This window comes from Gracilibacillus salinarum (assembly GCF_022919575.1).
Classification (GTDB): domain Bacteria; phylum Bacillota; class Bacilli; order Bacillales; family Amphibacillaceae; genus Gracilibacillus; species Gracilibacillus salinarum.
This window is the reverse complement of record NZ_CP095071.1, coordinates 2,685,289-2,705,536: the sequence shown is the minus strand read 5'-3', so window position 1 is coordinate 2,705,536 and position 20,248 is coordinate 2,685,289. Positions and strand designations below refer to the sequence as shown.

Here is a 20,248-nt window from a genome sequence, read left to right as displayed (position 1 = left end):
TCAAATGAGGAAAAGTTTAAAACCGTTTAGAAAATGTATTGGGGTGACCGTTATTTTATTCTGCTCAAATAACGGACCACGGTATAAAGTAAAGGAAATGCTCTATCCACCGTAATGATTGTTGCATTATTTATTCTTCATCAGTCGAAGGGTACGCCTTGTCAACTAAATCGAGCCCGTAATCTTCCAACCTGCCATTAACGGCATTTATTGTCCAATCGCGAATGGACATATCTACATTTTCAAATTTGTTATGAAACTCAGGTGTTGCGATTATGGTATGCATGGTTAAATTTCGTGGATCGTCGTACCAAGGTAATCCATCCCAAATAAATAAATATGCCCCAGCTTGTTCTTTGAATTCCGGTATCGTTTCCTTTAACATCTGCTGATATATATCTGCTCTTTCTTCATCTGTCTCCATATTCCCTGTATCAAAATAATTTTGTACCTTTGCTAAATCTCCATCTCGGGTGGATGAGTCAAATAAAATAGTGACCTCATCTTCCCATTTTTCATGTAATGCAGTTAAACTGTCTAACGTGATATTATTAGATACTAATCTATCAGATAGATGTTTGGGTGATTGCCAAACATCTGTTGCAATACTATGCCAATCATTGCCAATCATCATTTAGAAGCAAAGATGAATCTGCTAAAACCGTCTTACTCTTTGCGTTTGGGAAATAATTGCTAAATACATCATCGGCAAGTAAAGATGCGCCAAATCCACCGGCACTGTAGCCTGTAACTAAAACCGAATCCGGATTATCGATACCGGCATGTTCCATAGCTTCTTTCATCGCACCTGTGAAATTGGTATATCCATTATGGTAGAGCGTTTTTTCATTTCCGTCTTTGTCTGTATACTTGAATTCTCCGGTTCCTGCATGAAAATCGCCTGTTGCATAAGGGAACGCAATAACAGTCCAGTCTTTAAAAGGATTATCATCTGTTGCGGTTGCGATTCCGCCCATGTTCATGGTGAAATTTGCCACAGCATCTATAAAGAATCGTTTTGTATTATAGGTTTCTTCCCTGGCCATTTCTTCATTAACGCTGACTCCGCCACCTGCGAAGTAAACCATCACTTTATTTTCACTGCCTTTTTTGAACAGTGCACGATACTTGCTTCCATCTGATGATTTCATTTCATCAGTTGTAATACGGTACCATTTGTCAACTTTTGGATCATTTTTTAATTCGGGATATTGCAAAACAAATAGATAAACACCCAACAAGACAACTAAAATGAGAGCCAGTATAACACTCAGGATTTTCAATACTTTTTTCATCATGATACCTCCAATAATTTTACAGGCATTATAGGTATCCAGATATTCTACTCCATACGTGCCTTTATTTCATTCCATACTTTTGTATATTGTTCTTTATCTGTGCTGATTGATAGTGCCTCCTGCATTGCAGAATCCATTTCTTCCAATGAATGATTTTCTACCCATGTACTTAGTTCATCAACGACTTCCTTCTGGTAGATGGCAAGAGAGCCATAGACCGTATCATCGATTCCCTTGTGTGCGGGCAACTGTTTGCTATTGCCTGCATACCTTTCTAATAACAAGAGCAGCTTCTCTGGAACTAGCTTTTCAGTATTTCTTAAAGTTTTATCCATCCTATCCTTTAAGTATGGCATGGTATCAAAGCCGCCTGTTGTAGTAGGTGCTGAATGACTTCCTTTTGCACTGATAGGACCGTCATCAATCACGTTGATGGTTAATAACTTTTCACTATATGGCATTTCGCCCGTTACTACGTTGTTCTCCAATTCATATTTATTAACGGACAATTCATTCGGGTCTGCTAATTCTTCAAGCGAAGAACTTAATATCCCCGGATAGTTGTCCTCTAGGCTGGCATTAAAACCTTTCGGCAATGTTCCGTCATTATCGTCATAGGTGTATTTCTTTGTTATTTGGTCGACAGGTACCAATATGTCAGCTGTATGATGGTTTATAACAACTGGACTGCTGAAGGCTTTCGCCATACTAACTGGAGATAATGCTTCCCATAAAGGGTCATTTTCATCTGTGAGAATGTTATTAATAGGCTGAAACGATTTTGATATCATGCCCTGAACAGGCATTCTGAAATCAAGTAATCCGGAGTTACGGTTAATCTCATCAGCCTTTGGAAAATAAACATGAGCATTAAAGTAAATATTTGCGATTGGTGCATTGGCAATCGAGGCAACCGTCCCCATGTGAAGTTGACTCAGCATTAAGGTCGTGTATCCTCCTGCGCTGCCTCCGACCATCGCTATTCTTTGCTTATCAATTCCATTCATAGTTCTCAGCGTATATAGTGCAGCATTATTGAAAACCAAATCATCTGTAGCTAATATTCCGTTATATTCATTCTTCACATTATACGGTGAAGCTGCAGCCCAGCCGTTTTTTATATAAGCTACAAAATCAGCAGTATTTTCATCTACTGCATAATGCGGAACAAATATAACGGGAACATCCCCTTGCGCATTTGCCGGCTTGTATAAAACAATCTGCCTTGTACCGATTTCGCCATTAGCTTTGATGTATTTAATATCAATGATTTCTTTTTGAATTTCATCGTCTGATAAAGTCTCGATGGCATCATTTCCTTGTAATGTAAATGCCGCAACCAGATCTTCACCAAAGATATCTTTGAATTTGGAAAAAGCAGATAATCCAAACACACAACAAAAAACAAACACACACAAAATAACCCATAAGAGCTTTTTCATAAAATTGCCCCCTTTATCACAGTGCTAACCGTCCGTAATACCCCCACTTCAAGATTCGAGAGATACATAAGAAGCTAAGTGGGGATAAACGGACGATAACTTCCTGATAAGTTTCACTAGCAATCAGTGGGGGTCAAAACCCCACTGATTGAAGTCTCACTTTATAGAAAAATGATTTTTAATAATGCTGGAACAGAGATTTGACCTAATATCCAAGCTGCTGCAATAATAACTGCCAATGTTACTATTGCTTTCTTTTTAGCCTGCAAAAACATTGTAACCTTATTCATGTTCAAGCTTGGCATCCTCCTTTAGCCTGTGCTCCCTTTTTAATTTATCGCGGCGCTAACCCGTCCATACTACCCTCTCATTTTATCGGCATATAAGTATCCAGATATTCTTCCACTGTCTCCATATACTTGACATACAGGTCATTATCATTTTGAAGTGCATGTCCTGAATGCGGAAATTCAATGTACTCATGCGGTACGTTGTTTTCTTCTAATGCATGGATCAAATGTTTCACTGTATCAAACGGGGCCACTTTGTCATATACACCATAGGCGGCGACAGTAGGTACCGAATTCTCATTTACCCACCTATATGCTGAAATTGGTTTGATTGCCTCTTCATAAGCTTCCGTGCCGAACATGTCCACCGTAATTTCAGTACCGGACATGACGGAAAATAAATCGGCTGCTGCTTCCGGATTCTGATCGAGACCGTATGGAGACCAGTCTTCCGGATAGAAACTCGACGGTCCTACAGCTTCAAACAGCATCTTCACTGGAATAGGTGATTCATCCGCATCACGGTATGCATAGAGCATTGCCAGTGTTCCACCTGCAGAGCCTCCGGATATTGCCATAGAATCGAGGTTGTATCCTAATTCTTCAGCTTTTTCGACAACAACGGGGATACTGCTTTTAATGTCCATGGACTGTGAATAAACACTAGCCTCAGGGTGCTCGTCATCGCGCAGTGTGTAATTGATTCCTGCTGCTACATAACCTTTAGAAGCAAGCCACTGCAGCATGCCGGCATCATCCGATTTATCACCCGTCGTGAACCCTCCCGCATGGAGGTATACGACAAGACCATATGTTTCTTTTGTATCATCAGCAGGTACATATAAATCGAATTTATTTGCTTCGCCGTCTCCGTAAGCAATATCGGTATAAGTCGTCCCGATCTCATCGTTCCAGTCTACCGAATATTCTTTTAATGCTGGTGAAGTATAGTTCATTTTGAAGATAGCTGATCCTGCAAAAGAAACGATAAACGCCCCTACACACAGCAGAATAAACATGCCTGCTTTGTTTCTTTTCTTTTTATCTTTTCTCATAGGAAATTGCCTCCGAACAATGATCCGCCGACCATCAGATTAATAAACATTCGTACGGCCATTCTTCCTAAAAGCAGGCCGGCAATAATTACTATAACGAGAATAATCTTTCGTTTCATCGTAAGAAAATTCATCATATGTTGCTCCTTTATCTCTTTATTTTCAAGTGGCATCATTGTCCCTTGACAAACGATTGCAACAAGTATACGTTAATGATGTAACAAATGTATCAGCTCTTTTCTGTAAGATCAATATCCACTAGAAAAATGGTACAAATAAGGAGGGAATGTACCATCATGAATAACGAAGAAAAAAATACGTTTGTAATGGACCAGATTACCGAAGCTACCATAAAACTATTAAAGGAATATCGACTTTCTCAAATAACAATAAGTCAAATAACCACCAAAGCGCAGGTGAGCAGAAATTCTTTCTACCGGAATTATGTCGATAAAGAGGATATCTTACTAAAACATATTAACCATCTAATTTCGAGGTGGGATGCGGATTATCAACTAGTAAATAATGAATCTAATGCAGAACTGTTTGGCAGCTTGTTTAAACACTTAAAAGAACATAGCGATTTTTATCTTATGTTAAAAAAACAAAATTTATTTCATCTGTTTTTAAGCGTTTTTATCGAGCTTTATGGTGCCAAAACCGAACATGACAATATGGCTGCCTATGTTACATCTTTTATAACCTATGGAACGTACGGCTGGATTGAAGAGTGGATTGGTCGAGGTATGCAAGAATCAGCCGAATCTATGTCGGCACTCCTTTCGTCACATGGGATGAAATAACCGGAAAATTCACCGGCTAGAATGGACACGCAGTATAATTTGATCATTAAAGGAAAATTTAAATGAAGTATTTATAAGGAGTGGTTAATAATGTTCAATAAAAAAGATGATAACCGTTTTGATGAAAAGTTGATACAAACTTCTCAACAGGGGAGCCTCATATCTATATGGGTTGATCGCCAAACAGGTGTTAACTATTTATACACATGGAGTGCGCAAGGGTGCGCTCTCACACCATTGTTAGATGAGAATGGTAAAGTAATAGTGGAACAGATAGAAGCTAATTAATGATTTTACGTCTAAAGCAACCATTCATTAAGTGAAAATTAAGAAGACGATTACGTTCATCAAGTGATCGTCTCTTTCTTCGTATTTGAGTAAATACGAAGAAGTAATAACGATTGGACGATTCACGTTAATTAGCAGACCATTTTGACACATTGTCTTCTTTAGCTAGTACCTCTCTTGCTGCTTCAATGAAAGATAATATAATCGGTGAAAGCCATTTGTCTTTATGCCATGCCATATGTGTATACACATCCAAGTTTGGAAACCGCCATGGAAGAGCAACAAGATCGCCACGTTCCACTTCGACTGCGGTTACTATTTTCGGAAGAAAGGCAATTCCGATTCCTGACATTGCGCATTGTTTAATGGCTTCTGCACTTTGAAACTCTAAAGGTGAAATACTATCAATGTCTCCATTATTAAACGTTCGATCAAACATTGTTCGATAGGGACAACCCTTTTCGTTAATCAGGAAGACTTCACCATAAAAATCTTCAAGCTGTAATGTCGTTTGGTTAGCAAGTGGATGGTCTGGAGCAACGAAAAAGCGAAAATTTTCTTCTGTCAATGGCTCCACTGCAAGTCCTGTTGATTTAATGTGTTCGTCGAGTATAAAGGTGACATCTGAGGTTCCCTCTAAGAGTGTTTGTTTGAGTTGCAGATTTGGAACTGAACGAAAGATAAGACGAACACCCGGATACCGCGAACGAAAAAGCTTAAAGACATCTGGAAGTCGATAGGCGCAAACAACTTCGTTAGCACTAATCGTTAAGGTACCACTTAAAATTTCATTGTCATGAACAACGCTGCGAGCTTCGTCCAATTTGTTTAGAATATCCTGGACGTGAGTTAAAAAACGTTTGCCCGCAGTTGTGAGAACAAGCTGCTTTCCCAAACGATCAAAGAGACGAACATCTAGTTCTTCCTCCAATGCTTTTATTTGCATCGTGACATTGGAGGGGACGTAGTTTAGTGCTTCAGCAGCTCGACTGAAATTTAATGTTGTTGCCACTGTGTTGAACGTATTCAGCTGGCGCAATTCCACCATCATTCACCCCTTCTTTTTACTTTCAATTATATTGAATGCTATGTTCTGTTTTCTTCACTTTTATTGAAAGTAACACGACTTTATACTTAATACAAGAAATGCATTCTTAAATGTTTGTGTTTCATTTAAAAAAGGAGGGACATACGCAATGGATCAGTATGAGATTTTTAATTTAGGTGATATAACCCTGCAACAAGGGAGGACGTTACCAAACGCATTCCTTGCTTACAAGACTTATGGGGAATTGAATGAAAGTAAAGATAATGTTGTCATTTACCACACCGCTTTTGGTGATCAGCATGTTAATAATGAATGGTTGATTGGAGACGGTATGGCACTAGATCCGCAAAAATATTTTATTATCGTTCCAAATCTAATAGGGAACGGCTTATCTTCGTCTCCAAGCAATACTCCTGCACCATTCGATAAAGCTAATTTTCCTCAGGTAACCATCTATGACAACGTTCAATTGCAATATCGGCTGGTGACTGAGAAATTCGGCATTCAGAAAATCGCTCTTGTAGTTGGATGGTCAATGGGAGGTCTTCAAGCCTTCCAATGGGGGACCAGTTATCCTGACATGGTGGATCGAATTGCCTCTTTCTGTGGAAATGCAAAGACTTGGCCGCAAACCTATGTGGTCCTCGATGGTATGAAGGCTGCGCTCATGGCTTCCATTGGCTCGGACCCTGCTAAAATAAATCAGTTGTCTTCTGAAGACATGCGTGCAGTGGGCCGTGTCTATGCCGGATGGGGATTATCACAAACCTTTTATAAAGAGGAGCTTTATCGTGAAATGGGATTCGAGGAATTGGAAGATTTTATGATCGGAGTTTGGGAAAATAGCTTTATGAATATGGATCCCCACAATGTTCTAGCCATGTTATGGACAGGCCAGCATGCAGATATTAGTGCAAACGCAGCATTTGATGGAGCGTTTGATGAGGCGCTCAAAAGCATTAAAGCGATTACCTGTATCATGCCAGGAAGTACCGATCTCTTCTGTACAGCAGAAAGTAATGAATATGAATCCAAGCTTGTGCCTAAAGCTGAATATCTACCTATCAAATCCGTATGGGGTCATTTTGCCGGTCGTGGAATTAACAGTACCGACAATGCATGTATTAATGAGAATCTAAAACGTTTATTGAAACAGGTAGGCTGTTTGTGATATGTCATAAATGTCGAGTGGATAACCGGAAATAAATTTATTCATTTTCAATGTAAGTAAAATAAAGAAATTTAATAACTACTCCCCAAGTCGAACATGATTCAGGGCTTATGGTATACTTTCGTTAAAATGTTGGCAGTTCCACTCTTGTAATTACATGTTAAAGTCAAAGTTACCCTACAAACAGGCGCTATCCTTGAATAAGGATAAGCGCTTATTTTTCATTATAGGGCCTGAATAAGAGAAGGCATTATTCTAAATAAAGCGTGTTATAGGTAAGATGAACTGAAGAAAATATATTCACCATCTTGACAGTTAACGATATATCGGTTATTCTGAATTAACGATATATCGCTATTTTAGAATAAAATCAACAGGAGGTTGTGAATATGTACAAAAGACCCGATATGCCCCAATATCCTTTTTTAAAAGGACAAGGTCATTTTTATCATCATGGTGTTTTTAAAGGCGACAGATTCGACGCGGAATTTGGGATGGAAAACGGTAATTTTGACGGGCAAGGCGGACCTCATATATTCGCAGGCAAAGAATCTGATGGGGATAATAGTGGTGAACGGTTTTTCGGGCGTGGTGATCTCAAGATTGTCTTATTAAAATTGTTACAAGAACAATCAAGACATGGATATGGATTAATTAAAGAGCTTGAGGAAAGGTTTAAGGGGTTTTATTCGCCTAGTCCTGGTTCCGTTTATCCTATTCTACAGATGCTTGAGGATCAAGATCTAGTTAATGTAATCAAAGAGGGGCGGAAAAAAGTTTATCATCTTACAGATGAGGGGCAAGCCTTTTTGAAAAAAAACCAAGATGAAGATCCTTTCACCTCAAGGATGAATTTGCTTGAAAATGTGAATCTAGACGAAATTCAGACTTTAAGATCTGACATTCAGGGTTTATTCCATGAATTTTTCAAGGTGGGCCGTCAAGCTATAGAAAAGCCTGAAAAAAAGGAACAACTACAAAAGCTTCTCGAAAAAACACGGGCAGAGCTTTTGAAAATAGGTGATGACGAAGAGAAAAACTCAGATGGACAATAATTCTTAAAAATATAAAAGGAGACTTTAAATTGACAATTACACTTGACCACACAGTGGTATTCGCTAAAGATAATGATAAAGCTGCACACGAATTTGCAGAGAATATGGGCCTTAAACTTGATGGTTATGAAGGGATAGACAATAAGTTTGCGGAAGTGCAAGTTAATGACGATCTTTCTGTTTTCTTTATGACAATCGAGGACGATACTCCACAACAGCATTTGGCTTTCAGTGTTGATGGACATACTTTTGACCAGATTCTTGACCGACTTTGTAAAAGGAATGTCGCCTTCGGGAACAGCCCGTTTGAAACAGACAATCAACGCACAGATCACCCTTTTGCTTCCCGTGGGGTGTTTTGGACAAATTTAGATGGTTGCCTATTTGAAGTTATGACTGATTAGCTATAACCAATGTTGATAAAAACGTTGAATATTGCGAATATGGACACTATGGTTCTGCCGCAATCGGGCGCGTTTGTTGAATAAGTAAGATGGTAAACAGGTGGAAGACAAGTGTATAAAACCGCGGCAACTGCTGGTAAAAGCACGATGTGTTACGTTCTTGTGGCTGTACTCTGACGGAATGCAAGGACCTTATCTAAGAGTAGCTATACTAATGACGCCTGTCACTCCCCAAAAATTGCTGATTTCCTTAATAAAAATCAACAAAATCAGGGAGTGACAGCCACTACCGCTTCACCGTCACCTCTTTTTCCCCCTTCTCCATCACCTCACCACAAACCGGGCACTGCTTTTCTTCCAGTAGGCTCTCTTCATGTGACGTAATCCGTACCCAGGCAGGACAGGAGGTACTTGTGCAATCCCATGCTAATACCGTTGCGGTTTGTTTCGTTACCGTACTCGTCGATTTATTCTCTTTCGGTGAGGCAGGCTTTTTGTTAATGGCCACCCTTTTTCTCTGAGCTTGTTGTTCCTGATTCGAGAATACTTCCTTCATAAATCTGGACACATCTGCTTTACCACCTCTATAGGTAGCGGGTGAACTGACATATAATACTTGTTCTGCTCTGGTGATGGCTACATAAGCAAGGCGCCGTTCTCCTTCGATGCCCTCGTCGTCCGTGACAGAGCTGTGTGGTAAGATTTTTTCAGAAGCGCCTATCAGATAGACAACAGGGAATTCTAATCCTTTCGCTTTATGAATCGTCATCAGTCGAATGGCGTCTGCTTCAGGGTCTTTGCGGATTTCTTCCATCCGCTTGTTCTTTGCGATAATTTCATCTACAAAGGCTAAAAAAGCGGCAATCGTGTCAAAACGTTTTGCTGCGGATTCGATTTCCAACAAGGTTTCCTTCAGCATTTCTTTATGAACGGTCATGTTCTTGCGCGGATTGGCTTCTATATACTTGTCATATACGGTACGGATTGCTCGGACTGCCTGCACGGGCTTCATCTCTTTCAATTTCTGGATAAGCTTGATCCGGTCAACAATCTGAGCCTTTTGAAATGCTTTTAAGTTTGGATAATCGATCGCATGCATTAATACCCTTTTCTTAGGATTTGCTTGTTCTTTTTGTTGAATAAAGCTGGTCACTCTCTCGCGATTCAAATAGAGAGAAGGTAACAATCCCTGGACCGCTTCGATATCTGTACCATCCATGGCTACTCGTAAGTGATCAATGACCGGCTTCACAATCGATTGTTCATAGAAAGTATTGGCATTCCCATACGTAATAAAAGGGATCTCCTTTAACACCAATTGATCAAAAATGGCACGGTTGTAACTATGGGTGCGGTAAAGGATCGCATAATCGCTGAATTGACGCTTTCCTTGTTGCACAGCAAGCAGCATGTTCTCGATAATAATTTCTGCCTCTTCATCCGATGAATCTGGCCGGATAAAGCTAGGGGCATGGCTGCTTTCTTTTGTTGCGGTTAACTTTTTTTGATACCGCTTGTTGTTAAACGCGATGACTTTGTTTGCTAGCCCGACAATACTGGTTGTCGAACGGTAATTGATAGGTAAATGAAACGTTTCTGCTTTCGGATAATCCTTCGTAAAGTTTAAAATGATCGAGGAATCGGCACCATTGAATTCATAGATGGTTTGATCATCATCCCCGACGACAAATAAATGATTCTGCGGCTTTGCGATCATCCGCACCAATTGATATTGGATAGGATTCGTGTCCTGCCATTCATCACATAATACAAAGGCGAATCTTTGTTGAAGCAATGATAGATAGTTAGGATGCTGTTGTAGAAAAAAATAAGCATCGAGCAGGATATCGTCAAAATCCATAAAGCCATTCGCTCGTTTCATTTGTTCATATCGTTGCAAGATATCTTTTACTTCCTTGTCATTGGCTGAATGAACCGGGATCTCCTCAACAGGAGTCATGTTATTTTTATGATGCGACAGGATTTCCAGTAAAGACTCTGGCTCATAGTCATCGATTCCCATTTCTTTCATTATGATTTTCAAGGAAGTGTGCTGGTGCTTTTCCGCTGTTATGATCCTTCTCGTATCTCCTTGACTTCTTAGTATTTTGAGGAAGATAGAATGATAGGTACCACTGGTCATCCTGCCTGCCATTGCTGGTGTAAGGCCAGGTAATCCCGACATTCTTTCTTTCATTTCCCCTGCCGCTTTTTTGGTAAAGGTCAGCAGCAAGATCTGTTTGGGATTGACCTTATGAACAGAAATCAAATAGCCAGCTCTTGTAGAAAGAACCCTAGTTTTACCACTTCCGGCCCCTGCTAAGACTAAACAGGAACCTTGAAAATGGCGAACCGCATCCAGCTGAGGCTGGTTCAACTTTATACCTTCCTGCTCGAGAGCCCTGAAATAATATCTGTCTGGTTCATCGTCTGCTACCAATTCTACCGTTGTTTTCGAATCGGCTATTGGTGCTTTTGCTATCTCTTTTTTACTGGCACCGACTGGAAAAGTAGGCAGCGAAGATGGTGTCCCGCTTGCTATCAGAGCGGACCACTTCTTTGCAATATGTGCAGCGATAGACTGGTTGTAATCTTTCGGATCTTGTTCTTGGATGGATGCCATTAACGCTACATCCTGTTCGGTAATCTCGTCTATGTTCAACGGTAACGCATGGATCGCCTTTAACGTGTATTGACGTACTTGAGACTTTTCCGATGATAGATTTTGCAAAAGAAAAGGAAGAGCCTGCTTACATGCAGTTGAAAATGGCTTGGCGAGCTTTTCAATCGCTGATGCTGCTAATCTCTTTTCATTGTCTTTTCCTTCTTGTAAATAGGTTAATAGAAAGGGAATCGCTTCCTGATCGTTCGTTTCTCCTAATTCATATGGTGTTAATGTAGAAAAATCTGGTGTGTTCAAGGTAATCCTCCTGGGACTTTAGGATATCATCCATATTAACACGATTTGTTGGTGACGGGATAGCTTCATTTGGTTAGGGGGGAGAATTTCTTTTTCTGGCTTTATTTGATACTTATCCTGTCATAAGTGTTTAAAAAATTTTGAAGATCAAGTATAGAAGAACCATTAATTAATATTGAAAAACGATTGAGAGTTTCAGCAGCATGCATATCAATACTATAAGAATCACTATCAAATTAATGAAAGTACAATTAAAGAACTCAACTTTCGCAGGCTAAAATAGGCAGGTAAGCCCTAATATAGTTGGATAAGCCTACAATTCAGTGTTGGACGTTGATTTTTGATTAGTTTGCTGTGTTTCAAGGCATCTTCAAGAAGCTCAATTACGAACGGCCGTGTAATTATTTTTGGAGTATGTATATGGAGGATAGGGAAGATGTATGTTTAATATTTTCTTTCATTTTTCATACTTTTTCTACAGAAGGCAAAAGGGGGAATGATAAATGACAATGACGAAAGATGAAGCCAAAAACTTGGCCAAAAAAGGGATAGAGCATAGCAAAAAATACGGAATACCGTTAAATAAGAAAAAATGAAGAAGGCTTAATGATTCTAAGTAAAAGATTATCCAATTTATTGTGTCGTTTTGAGAAAATGTGGTATAATATAAATAGAGTTGGCGTACCATATAAAAAACCGCAGACGCTCCAACGTCTACGGTGACAATAGACCGAACCCCATAAGAGGGGCGGCATTTCAGAGAGATAATCCCTCAGAGCCTGTCCAAAGCATATGAGGGGTTATTTTTTGTTGTTTTTGTCGGACATGATAAACGCCACCAATGCTCCGAAGGAAATCATCAGTGTTAATACGTTCTCGATATCCATAGGCGTCACCTCCCTCCCGGAAAGTCTCACGATAAGACTAACGGCAGGACAACAGTGCGCCACCCCTCATATGAAGTCGATCTATTGCTATGCCTATTATAGCATGTATATACGCTCAATAGAGTATTTCGACATAGTTTTTATTGTTATCATTAAATTATTTCTTATCGCTGTAGCAAAGACTGCCAGTTGAATCATGTTAAGCAAAGACCTGTGAGGACAACTGCACCTATTCCATATATCCTTCAACAAGCTCATAACATCTATCTTTTGTCAGATCTGCAAGAACCGTCACATACTCCAATTGCTCCATCGTACCACCCTCATACTTCAGTGACGCTTCCTTCGCCGTTTCATCTCTAACTGCTATCCAATCACGCTGTGCCTCTCTTAATTGTGTCATCTCTTCAGCAGCTAGCTGTTCTGCCAAAACGCCATAAATCTCGTTTAATAATTTATCCCACGTCTCATACTGTTTATGTGCGACATCCTTTAAAGCATAGGTAGAACTGTCCGTTGCTTCGATATTTTCTGTTTTTTTCGTTGTCTCGTTCAATTTGTTCAGGTATGTTTCTTTTAGCTGGCCCTCTGTATCGTCAGCCGGTGTTTGTTCCACTTCTTCTGATTCCTGATCGGCACTCTTATTCGTTTCTGTTGCATCTTCCTTACTAGCGATTTCTCTATTGGAACTATGATGTAATTGGCTGTCTCCATTATTACTCGCTTCGGCTGATGAATCATCGCAAGCTGCCAGCATCATCAGGCACACCAAAATAAAAATAGATGTATACTTTTTCATAGTTATTCCCCCTATTCTATTAACCTAATACTAACATAATTTTCCTTATGTGAGAATAAGCGCACCAGTATACATGGTTGATCGTATCGCTAAAACCTAGTAACCTATACGTATAACATCTTCCAAAATCCACCTTTTATAACCGTCATATTTTCCATTGCTAGTTAGTATAGTATAAATAGGTGTAAGTCAAATGCGCAATCAATTGTAAGCGCTTTTAAAAAATAAGGTTAGGGGAGGAATAAGTATGAAATACGAAGCACCCAATCAACCAGGTTCGCTAGTCAACTTCAAGGAAAAATACGACAATTATATTGGCGGGGAGTGGACGCCGCCGGTAAAAGGGCAATATTTTGAAAATGTCACACCGGTTACAGGACAAGTTTTTTGTGAGATTGCCCGTTCTACTGCTGAGGATGTCGAGCTTGCACTGGATGCTGCCCACAAAGCGGCTCCGGCATGGGGAAAAACATCGCCAGCGGAACGAGCCAATATGCTAAATAAAATAGCCGATCGTATCGAAGAAAACCTGGAAATGCTAGCTGTCGCAGAATCATGGGATAATGGAAAAGCAGTACGGGAAACGTTAGCGGCAGACATGCCATTGGCGGTTGATCATTTCCGTTATTTTGCTGCAACGATTCGGGCGCAAGAAGGCTCTATCAGTCAGCTCGATGAGGATACTGTCGCTTATCACTTTCATGAGCCCCTTGGCGTTGTCGGACAAATCATTCCGTGGAACTTTCCAATATTAATGGCAACGTGGAAACTTGCACCGGCACTTGCTGCAGGTAATGCGGTGGTCATCAAGCCGGCGGAACAAACTCCTGCATCGATTCATGTTTTACTGGAACTTGTCCACGATTTACTGCCGCCTGGTGTACTGAACGTTGTAAATGGATTTGGCTTGGAAGCAGGTAAACCGTTAGCGTCAAGCAGTCGTATTTCCAAAATTGCATTCACTGGTGAAACCACAACAGGACGCCTTATTATGCAATATGCTTCTGAGAACATTATTCCCGTAACATTAGAGCTAGGTGGAAAATCACCTAATATTTTCTTCAAAGACGTCATGGCAGAAGACGATGACTTTTTAGATAAAGCGATTGAAGGGATGGTCATGTTCGCCTTAAACCAAGGGGAAGTTTGTACATGTCCGTCGCGTGCGTTGATTCATGAGGATATTTATGAGGCATTTATCGAGCGAGCGACAGAGCGAGTGAAAGCGATAAAGATTGGCCACCCATTAGACACAGAAACGATGATGGGCGCGCAGGCATCGGCAGAGCAATTGGAAAAAATCTCATCCTATTTAGATATTGGGAAACAAGAAGGAGCAGAGGTGCTCATTGGCGGGGAACAGAACCAATTGGACGGAGAGCTTTCCAATGGCTATTATGTTCAGCCAACAATGTTCAAAGGTCATAATAAAATGAGAATTTTCCAAGAGGAGATTTTTGGTCCGGTTCTTGCTGTTTCCACCTTTAAAGATGACGAAGAAGTGCTGGATATTGCCAATGACACGTTATATGGATTAGGTGCAGGTATCTGGACACGTGATTTTCATAAGGCTTATCGCTTCGGTCGTGGTATTCAGGCGGGACGTGTATGGACCAATACCTATCACGATTACCCAGCACATGCTGCCTTTGGTGGTTATAAGAAATCAGGTATTGGAAGAGAAAATCATCTCATGATGCTATCTCATTATCAACAAACGAAGAACTTACTCGTAAGCTACAGTACGCAGCCAAAAGGATTCTTTTAATCACGGTGCTAACCGTCTGTAAGATTTCCACTTCAAGCTTCGAGTATCACAAGTAGGAGTAGTAAACAGACGCTAACACCCTGATAAGTTTCACTAATGATCAGTTGGGGTCAAAAACCCCCACTGATCAAAGTCTCACTTTATCCAAAGAAAGGAGGCGGGTGCATGACGCAACAGGAGAAAGTCTTAGCAACGGATGAAGCAGTGGCGTTAATGGATCTGTTAAAAGAGAAGCATGGTCCTTTAATGTTCCATCAGTCTGGTGGCTGCTGTGACGGAAGTTCGCCGATGTGCTATCCAAAGGGAGAATTTCGAACCGGTCAATCAGATGTTTTACTAGGCTATGTCAATGATGCCCCTTTCTACATGTCGAAGGATCAATATGAGTACTGGAAGCATACCCAGCTGATTATTGATGTGGTAGAAGGCCGCGGTGGGATGTTCTCGCTTGAAAATCCGGAGGGGAAGCGGTTTTTGATTCGATCGCGGGTGTTTGGGTAAGTTGGTTACGGGGAAATGGAGATGACTCGTTTCTTTAGAGGATGTTAAACCATAACATTTTTATATGCTGAATTGGAAAGCCATTGGTGTGAACTGGTGGCTTCTTTTTTTACATATCTACTTAAAATCAACGTTTCTTTTAAACGGAATATTTATTCACTAGTAAATTACAATAAAAGCTTACCAGTCAAGTTCAGCGTGCGAAAGTTGAATAATTACGAAACCTAACAAGTATAAAGGACGTCTATTATATAATTAATTACTTACCTATCCTAAGCCCTATTCACAGTTTTTTATGTTTGTTGCAGTGATTGGCAAAGCTTTTACGTTGCCATATTTTATTTCTTTAAAAAATACTAACTCAACTTTCGCAGCTAGAAAAAAGCACTCAATATAACTAGCTGCAAAGCTTATTACTGTTCAAATATGGTCATTGACAATCGAATTAGGTATAAAAAAACACCTCAACATTTGGTATAGTGTAATTGACGAGAAAACACTACCAATACAGAAGAGGTGTCTCCTATATGATAGCGAATAATGACCTAAATAAGCAACTACCAAATGAATTAAAATCAACATTTAGAGAATTGGACGTGTTTAAACATCTTAGAAAAGCTGGTATTACAAAGTCTGTAGGCTTTACTTGTGCCTATCTTTTTCAATTGATTTTTTGTTTGATCTTTGAAAATAAGAACTGGTATCAAGTACTTCAAAGTACCAAAGCGAATGATTGTCCAGAAAAGAATGCCGTCTATCGTTTTTTAAACAAGTCAACATTTGCTTGGAGAAGGTTTTTACTGTTTCTAAGTGCTCATACCATTGGAAAAGTAACCAACTTAACGAGTCATGATCGCCCGAAAGTATTGATTGTAGATGATTCTTCGTATGATCGTAATCGCAGTAAATCGGTTGAATTATTAGCGCGCTGTTTTGACCATGCATCCCAAAAAATGCGCTTCTATAAAGGGTTTCGTATGCTGACTCTTGGCTGGTCAGATGGTGCCACATTCATTCCAGTGGACTTTTCTTTATTGAGCTCGAAGAAAAGCCAAATTAATGGTATATCATCAAAAGTTGATAAGCGTAGTTCCGGTTATAAACGCAGAGTAGAAGCATTACAAACCGCACCTGAGCAACTACCAGGTATGGTTAAACGCGCAATGAATGCCGGTATTGATGCTTCCTATGTGCTGATGGACTCTTGGTTCACGTATCAGCCTCTCGTTAAGGAAATAAAAGAGCAAGGACTTGAGGTCATTGGCATGGTAAAGAACTTGAAGCAGCGTTACCTTGTGAATGGCCAACGTGTAAGCTTAAAGGAACTTTATCGTTTTGCGAAACCAACAGGTGGAAAGAAAAGCATTCTTCGTTCGATTCATACGACACAAGCGAATGGCGTGCCTATTAAAGTGGTCTTTGTGCGTAATCGAAATAAAAAAAGCGAATGGTTAGCTATTTTAAGCACCGACTGTACCCTAAGTGATCAAGAAATCATTCGTATTTATGGGATACGCTGGGACATTGAAGTTTTTTTCAAAACAACAAAGTCTCTTTTGAAACTCCAAAAAGAGTTCCAAAGTCGTTCATATGACGGCTTAATTAGTCATACGACCATCGTATTCGCACGATATATTATTCTCTCGTGGCAAAACCGATGTAGCACAGATGAGAGAACACTTGGCGGCATGTTTTATGAATTAAGTGATGAAGTTCATGATCTTGATTGGGCTGTGGCACTTCAGCAGTTGATCGAGCTTCTTGAAGATGCCTTGAAACAGAGCAACAAGAAGGTACAAAAATTAATCAAAAGTCAAGTCCAACACTGGATCGCAGGCTTACCCAACTATATCAGGGCTTACCTGCCTATTTCAGTGTGCGAAAGTTGAGATACTAAAATAAAGGTTGGAGCAATAGCGATATCATTTGTGTTAGGGTTTCTAATAATATTGTTTACTTCATTTAACATGTAAATCATAGTTTTATTTTGAACTTCCTTATACTATTATCTATAGTAAATGATATTTCAAATGATATAATGGGCGAGTTAGACAAAGAGTGGGTGATCCGTTTTTTACTTTATCGAAAGGAATGGATCTTAAATTGGTTTGGAGGGAGTGTAAAAGCATGAGTGAGAGACCGTTTGAGCTGTGGTTGATCTGGCAAAATGTGGAGACGCGACAACGATACCATATTGGCAGGTTGCTTCATGAAGATGGCGTCTATACATTTTCATATGAAACAAAAGGATATAGACGAAAATTGGCAGAGGCTATGGACAATGGCTATCGACCTCATTTAGCATTTCCGGATACCAATAGGACATATACTTCCAAAAATCTATTTGGTCCGTTTGCACGTCGTCTACCAGACTCGCGAAGGCCGGACTATTCATCGGTACTTGGGGAATTAGGCCTTTCGGCAGAGTGTACAGAAATGGATGTTCTACGTGTCACAGGCGGAATTTTAGCGACAGATTCTTATGAGTTTGTTTCACCAATCTTGATTGAGAACAACACATTTGATTTGGATTTCTTTGTTGCAGGATGGCGTTATTATAAGGGGGAACAGGTAGTTGACCAGCTCCAAGTTGGTGACATTGTAGAATTTTCTTTGGACCCCGAAAACGATCATGACAATAAAGCAATCGTAGTTAAGTCTGTTGATGGAGAGAAGCTAGGATTTATTCCGGCTTTTTATAGTGGTTGGATGTATGAAGTGATCGAGAGAAGATGTAACTATCAAGCGAAAGTATGGGCAGTTAATCCACAAGCGGTTCCGCATCGGAAAGTCAATATTACGATTGTTGGCGAGATAAATCAATTTATGGACATTCAGGAATTGTTAAATGATAAAGAAGAATTACGGCTAGTGATGTGTTAAAGAGATTGAATCATTCATAGAATCAAATATCAGATGAATTTATGAGACCTTCCTTTTTGGGGAAGGTCTTTTTATATTACCAATTTAACAATACTGCAGGCAGTAATCAGCACAATGAATATGTTAAAATAAAGCTAGAATCATAGGCAGAGGTGTAAATCATGTTTAAACGTGTAAAAGAAGCAACCTATTTAACCGCAGAGAAGGCTTGGAGCTATCGGGCAATTCTGCGTTATTTTTATATTCAGCATGAGCGGATGAGAGAATTCTTGTTCCCTGAAGAGATTTATGATTATCTAATTCAATCAGAAGAATTTAGCAATTATACATTGGAAATGCTCCACATTGACCTGGATGCACTTGTAAAGTGGGGGAATCTGATCGCACGTCAGGAGCTGGGGAAATCCAAAACAATTGATGAATTTAAGAAGAAACGCTTTCGTTATCAGTGCACACCCTACACGGTTGAATTCGAGCGAATGTTACTGGAGCTTGAAGGCATTGGCGAAACATTTGGCGGTTCACTTGAACGCACTCAATTTGAAAGGTTATACGAAGCTTTAGTCAAGATCGAACAAATCGCCTCTGGCAAAAGGAAAGAAAAGCGGGAAGAAAGTGCCCAGATCTGGGAGGATGTGCTTTTATACTTCCGCCAAATCACTCAGAACACCTCCGATTACATTGCTTATATTAACAGTGAGGATGTAGAAGAGCGAATGCAGACGGAAGCGTTCTTAGTATATAAAGATCAGTTCACCACGTATTTACGAGATTTTATTATCGCCTTGCAAGCGACGGCTCTGCAGATACAAGGATTAGTAGATAGTCTTAACAAGCAGTTGCTGCGTGGCTTTTTTGATCAGGTTATGCAACACGATCAGCAAGTGTTTCGTTTTGATGAAAAGGAAACAGCTGATCCATATTTGGAATATGAAGAAAAATGGAACAGCATGAAAGCTTGGTTTCTTGGAAATGAACATGGAACAAGTGAATATGAAATGCTCCAGCAGCGCACCAACGAATCGATTAGGCGGATCACACGAGTGGTACAGCGGTTAGGAGAGCGGCATCAGTTTTTTCGAAGTCGTAAGAAAGACTACCTCCATCTTGCCAAATGGTTTGATGCAATCGATACGGTTGAAGAGGCGCATCAGTTGTCTTCAGTAGCATTCGGAATCTTTCATACACGACATTTTCATGTTGACCATAGTCCGACAGACGATATTTATACGGATGTATGGGAAGAGGCGCCGATGGAGCACGAGACAAAACCGATTGTCCGCCATTACCGTGAGAAGGTAAGAGCAAGTGCAATGACGAATAATCAGGATAAGAAAGAGGAAATGAAACGACGCTATTTAGAAGAGCGCAGGCAGGAAAGAGCCAAGATTGAACAGTATATAAGGGATAATCAAATTGTTGTGTCAGAACTGGCGGTTGTAGAGACTTCAGTAAGGAAATTATTATTAGTCTGGTTAGGTAAAGCAATGGCAAGTAAGGATCGAACGGTTAAAACAGAACTAGGTAAACGAGTCCAGGTGATCATCGGAGATGGGCGTGTTACGTTGGAATCGGAAGATGGTTTTTTAGAAATGCCAAATGTCACTTTTCATTTCATAGAAGACGAGGTGTAAAG

Annotated in this window: 19 protein-coding genes; 10 read left to right on the top strand and 9 right to left on the bottom strand. The window is 40.0% G+C overall.

The window, feature by feature from the left end; translation table 11 throughout:
* Positions 1–130: 130 nt before the first annotated feature.
* From MUN87_RS12525 to MUN87_RS12505, 6 genes are all read right to left on the bottom strand, one after another.
* Positions 131–634 (bottom strand): hypothetical protein, encoded by a 504-nt coding sequence (locus tag MUN87_RS12525; protein WP_244740577.1) that lies wholly within the window; start codon positions 632–634, stop codon positions 131–133.
* Positions 618–1,298, bottom strand: coding sequence for a pectin acetylesterase-family hydrolase (locus tag MUN87_RS12520; protein ID WP_244740576.1), 681 nt, complete (start codon positions 1,296–1,298; stop codon positions 618–620). Before MUN87_RS12520 ends, MUN87_RS12525 begins: the two co-directional genes overlap by 17 nt.
* A gap of 44 nt (positions 1,299–1,342) precedes the next feature.
* Entirely contained in the window at positions 1,343–2,740 is a 1,398-nt protein-coding gene (locus MUN87_RS12515; RefSeq protein ID WP_244740574.1) for an alpha/beta hydrolase, read from the bottom strand.
* Between the two features lie 161 nt (positions 2,741–2,901).
* Complete coding sequence (locus tag MUN87_RS22305; protein WP_255840629.1) at positions 2,902–3,036, bottom strand: hypothetical protein; 135 nt, start codon at positions 3,034–3,036, stop codon at positions 2,902–2,904.
* A 71-nt stretch (positions 3,037–3,107) separates the two neighbouring features.
* The gene (locus MUN87_RS12510; protein ID WP_244740572.1) at positions 3,108–4,085 is read right to left on the bottom strand and encodes an alpha/beta hydrolase; all 978 of its coding nucleotides are present in this window, start codon (positions 4,083–4,085) and stop codon (positions 3,108–3,110) included.
* Positions 4,082–4,222: a hypothetical protein gene (locus MUN87_RS12505; RefSeq protein ID WP_244740571.1), complete on the bottom strand. Its 141-nt coding sequence runs from the start codon at positions 4,220–4,222 to the stop codon at positions 4,082–4,084. The genes MUN87_RS12510 and MUN87_RS12505 overlap by 4 nt, the downstream gene beginning before the upstream one ends.
* 159 nt (positions 4,223–4,381) lie before the next feature.
* Between MUN87_RS12505 and MUN87_RS12500 the strand changes: the two genes are divergently transcribed.
* Positions 4,382–4,888, top strand: a complete 507-nt coding sequence (locus tag MUN87_RS12500) for a TetR/AcrR family transcriptional regulator (RefSeq protein ID WP_244740569.1) — start codon at positions 4,382–4,384, stop codon at positions 4,886–4,888.
* Positions 4,889–4,978: 90 nt separating this feature from the next.
* On the top strand, positions 4,979–5,176 hold the full coding sequence (locus tag MUN87_RS12495; protein WP_244740567.1) for a DUF6440 family protein: 198 nt from the start codon (positions 4,979–4,981) through the stop codon (positions 5,174–5,176).
* 127 nt (positions 5,177–5,303) lie between these two features.
* On the opposite strand, the gene MUN87_RS12490 is transcribed toward MUN87_RS12495, so the two are convergent.
* Positions 5,304–6,221 carry a LysR family transcriptional regulator gene (locus tag MUN87_RS12490; RefSeq protein WP_244747966.1) on the bottom strand — a complete coding sequence of 306 codons (918 nt, stop codon included), beginning with the start codon at positions 6,219–6,221 and terminating at the stop codon, positions 5,304–5,306.
* Positions 6,222–6,372: 151 nt separating this feature from the next.
* Between MUN87_RS12490 and MUN87_RS12485 the strand changes: the two genes are divergently transcribed.
* The 3 genes from MUN87_RS12485 (at position 6,373) to MUN87_RS12475 (ending at position 8,854) form a co-directional block, all read left to right on the top strand.
* The gene (locus tag MUN87_RS12485) at positions 6,373–7,395 is read left to right on the top strand and encodes an alpha/beta fold hydrolase (protein ID WP_244740566.1); all 1,023 of its coding nucleotides are present in this window, start codon (positions 6,373–6,375) and stop codon (positions 7,393–7,395) included.
* 389 nt (positions 7,396–7,784) lie between these two features.
* The gene (locus MUN87_RS12480) at positions 7,785–8,450 is read left to right on the top strand and encodes a PadR family transcriptional regulator (RefSeq protein ID WP_244740565.1); all 666 of its coding nucleotides are present in this window, start codon (positions 7,785–7,787) and stop codon (positions 8,448–8,450) included.
* A 29-nt stretch (positions 8,451–8,479) separates the two neighbouring features.
* Positions 8,480–8,854: a VOC family protein gene (locus MUN87_RS12475; RefSeq protein WP_244740563.1), complete on the top strand. Its 375-nt coding sequence runs from the start codon at positions 8,480–8,482 to the stop codon at positions 8,852–8,854.
* A 286-nt stretch (positions 8,855–9,140) separates the two neighbouring features.
* On the opposite strand, the gene MUN87_RS12470 is transcribed toward MUN87_RS12475, so the two are convergent.
* Together MUN87_RS12470 and MUN87_RS12465 are read right to left on the bottom strand one after the other, a co-directional pair.
* Positions 9,141–11,774, bottom strand: a complete 2,634-nt coding sequence (locus tag MUN87_RS12470) for a UvrD-helicase domain-containing protein (RefSeq protein WP_244740561.1) — start codon at positions 11,772–11,774, stop codon at positions 9,141–9,143.
* A gap of 1,116 nt (positions 11,775–12,890) precedes the next feature.
* Entirely contained in the window at positions 12,891–13,460 is a 570-nt protein-coding gene (locus MUN87_RS12465; RefSeq protein WP_244740560.1) for a lysozyme inhibitor LprI family protein, read from the bottom strand.
* Between the two features lie 247 nt (positions 13,461–13,707).
* Here MUN87_RS12465 and adh point away from each other — a divergent pair, with 247 nt between their 5' ends.
* The 5 genes from adh (at position 13,708) to MUN87_RS12440 (ending at position 20,246) form a co-directional block, all read left to right on the top strand.
* Entirely contained in the window at positions 13,708–15,228 is a 1,521-nt protein-coding gene (gene adh, locus MUN87_RS12460; RefSeq protein WP_244740558.1) for an aldehyde dehydrogenase, read from the top strand.
* 165 nt (positions 15,229–15,393) lie between these two features.
* Complete coding sequence (locus tag MUN87_RS12455; RefSeq protein WP_244740556.1) at positions 15,394–15,729, top strand: DUF779 domain-containing protein; 336 nt, start codon at positions 15,394–15,396, stop codon at positions 15,727–15,729.
* A gap of 527 nt (positions 15,730–16,256) precedes the next feature.
* On the top strand, positions 16,257–17,618 hold the full coding sequence (locus tag MUN87_RS12450) for an IS4 family transposase (RefSeq protein ID WP_244740141.1): 1,362 nt from the start codon (positions 16,257–16,259) through the stop codon (positions 17,616–17,618).
* A 238-nt stretch (positions 17,619–17,856) separates the two neighbouring features.
* On the top strand, positions 17,857–18,612 hold the full coding sequence (locus MUN87_RS12445) for an HIRAN domain-containing protein (protein ID WP_244740555.1): 756 nt from the start codon (positions 17,857–17,859) through the stop codon (positions 18,610–18,612).
* A gap of 161 nt (positions 18,613–18,773) precedes the next feature.
* A complete protein-coding gene (locus tag MUN87_RS12440; RefSeq protein WP_244740554.1) occupies positions 18,774–20,246 on the top strand; it encodes a TIGR02677 family protein in 1,473 nt (490 codons plus the stop codon).
* Positions 20,247–20,248: the final 2 nt, after the last annotated feature.

What these genes read in the sequence shown, in the direction of transcription:
- MUN87_RS12500 (WP_244740569.1), top strand. Translation starts at nt 4,382, where the DNA reads ATGAATAACGAAGAAAAAAATACGTTTGTAATGGACCAGATTACCGAA.
- MUN87_RS12445 (WP_244740555.1), top strand. Translation starts at nt 17,857, where the DNA reads ATGAGTGAGAGACCGTTTGAGCTGTGGTTGATCTGGCAAAATGTGGAG.
- adh (WP_244740558.1), top strand. Translation starts at nt 13,708, where the DNA reads ATGAAATACGAAGCACCCAATCAACCAGGTTCGCTAGTCAACTTCAAG.
- MUN87_RS12440 (WP_244740554.1), top strand. Translation starts at nt 18,774, where the DNA reads ATGTTTAAACGTGTAAAAGAAGCAACCTATTTAACCGCAGAGAAGGCT.
- MUN87_RS12495 (WP_244740567.1), top strand. Translation starts at nt 4,979, where the DNA reads ATGTTCAATAAAAAAGATGATAACCGTTTTGATGAAAAGTTGATACAA.
- MUN87_RS12455 (WP_244740556.1), top strand. Translation starts at nt 15,394, where the DNA reads ATGACGCAACAGGAGAAAGTCTTAGCAACGGATGAAGCAGTGGCGTTA.
- MUN87_RS12510 (WP_244740572.1), bottom strand. Translation starts at nt 4,085, where the DNA reads ATGAGAAAAGATAAAAAGAAAAGAAACAAAGCAGGCATGTTTATTCTG.
- MUN87_RS12520 (WP_244740576.1), bottom strand. Translation starts at nt 1,298, where the DNA reads ATGATGAAAAAAGTATTGAAAATCCTGAGTGTTATACTGGCTCTCATT.
- MUN87_RS12505 (WP_244740571.1), bottom strand. Translation starts at nt 4,222, where the DNA reads ATGATGAATTTTCTTACGATGAAACGAAAGATTATTCTCGTTATAGTA.
- MUN87_RS12480 (WP_244740565.1), top strand. Translation starts at nt 7,785, where the DNA reads ATGTACAAAAGACCCGATATGCCCCAATATCCTTTTTTAAAAGGACAA.
- MUN87_RS12515 (WP_244740574.1), bottom strand. Translation starts at nt 2,740, where the DNA reads ATGAAAAAGCTCTTATGGGTTATTTTGTGTGTGTTTGTTTTTTGTTGT.
- MUN87_RS12450 (WP_244740141.1), top strand. Translation starts at nt 16,257, where the DNA reads ATGATAGCGAATAATGACCTAAATAAGCAACTACCAAATGAATTAAAA.
- MUN87_RS12525 (WP_244740577.1), bottom strand. Translation starts at nt 634, where the DNA reads ATGATGATTGGCAATGATTGGCATAGTATTGCAACAGATGTTTGGCAA.
- MUN87_RS12465 (WP_244740560.1), bottom strand. Translation starts at nt 13,460, where the DNA reads ATGAAAAAGTATACATCTATTTTTATTTTGGTGTGCCTGATGATGCTG.
- MUN87_RS12485 (WP_244740566.1), top strand. Translation starts at nt 6,373, where the DNA reads ATGGATCAGTATGAGATTTTTAATTTAGGTGATATAACCCTGCAACAA.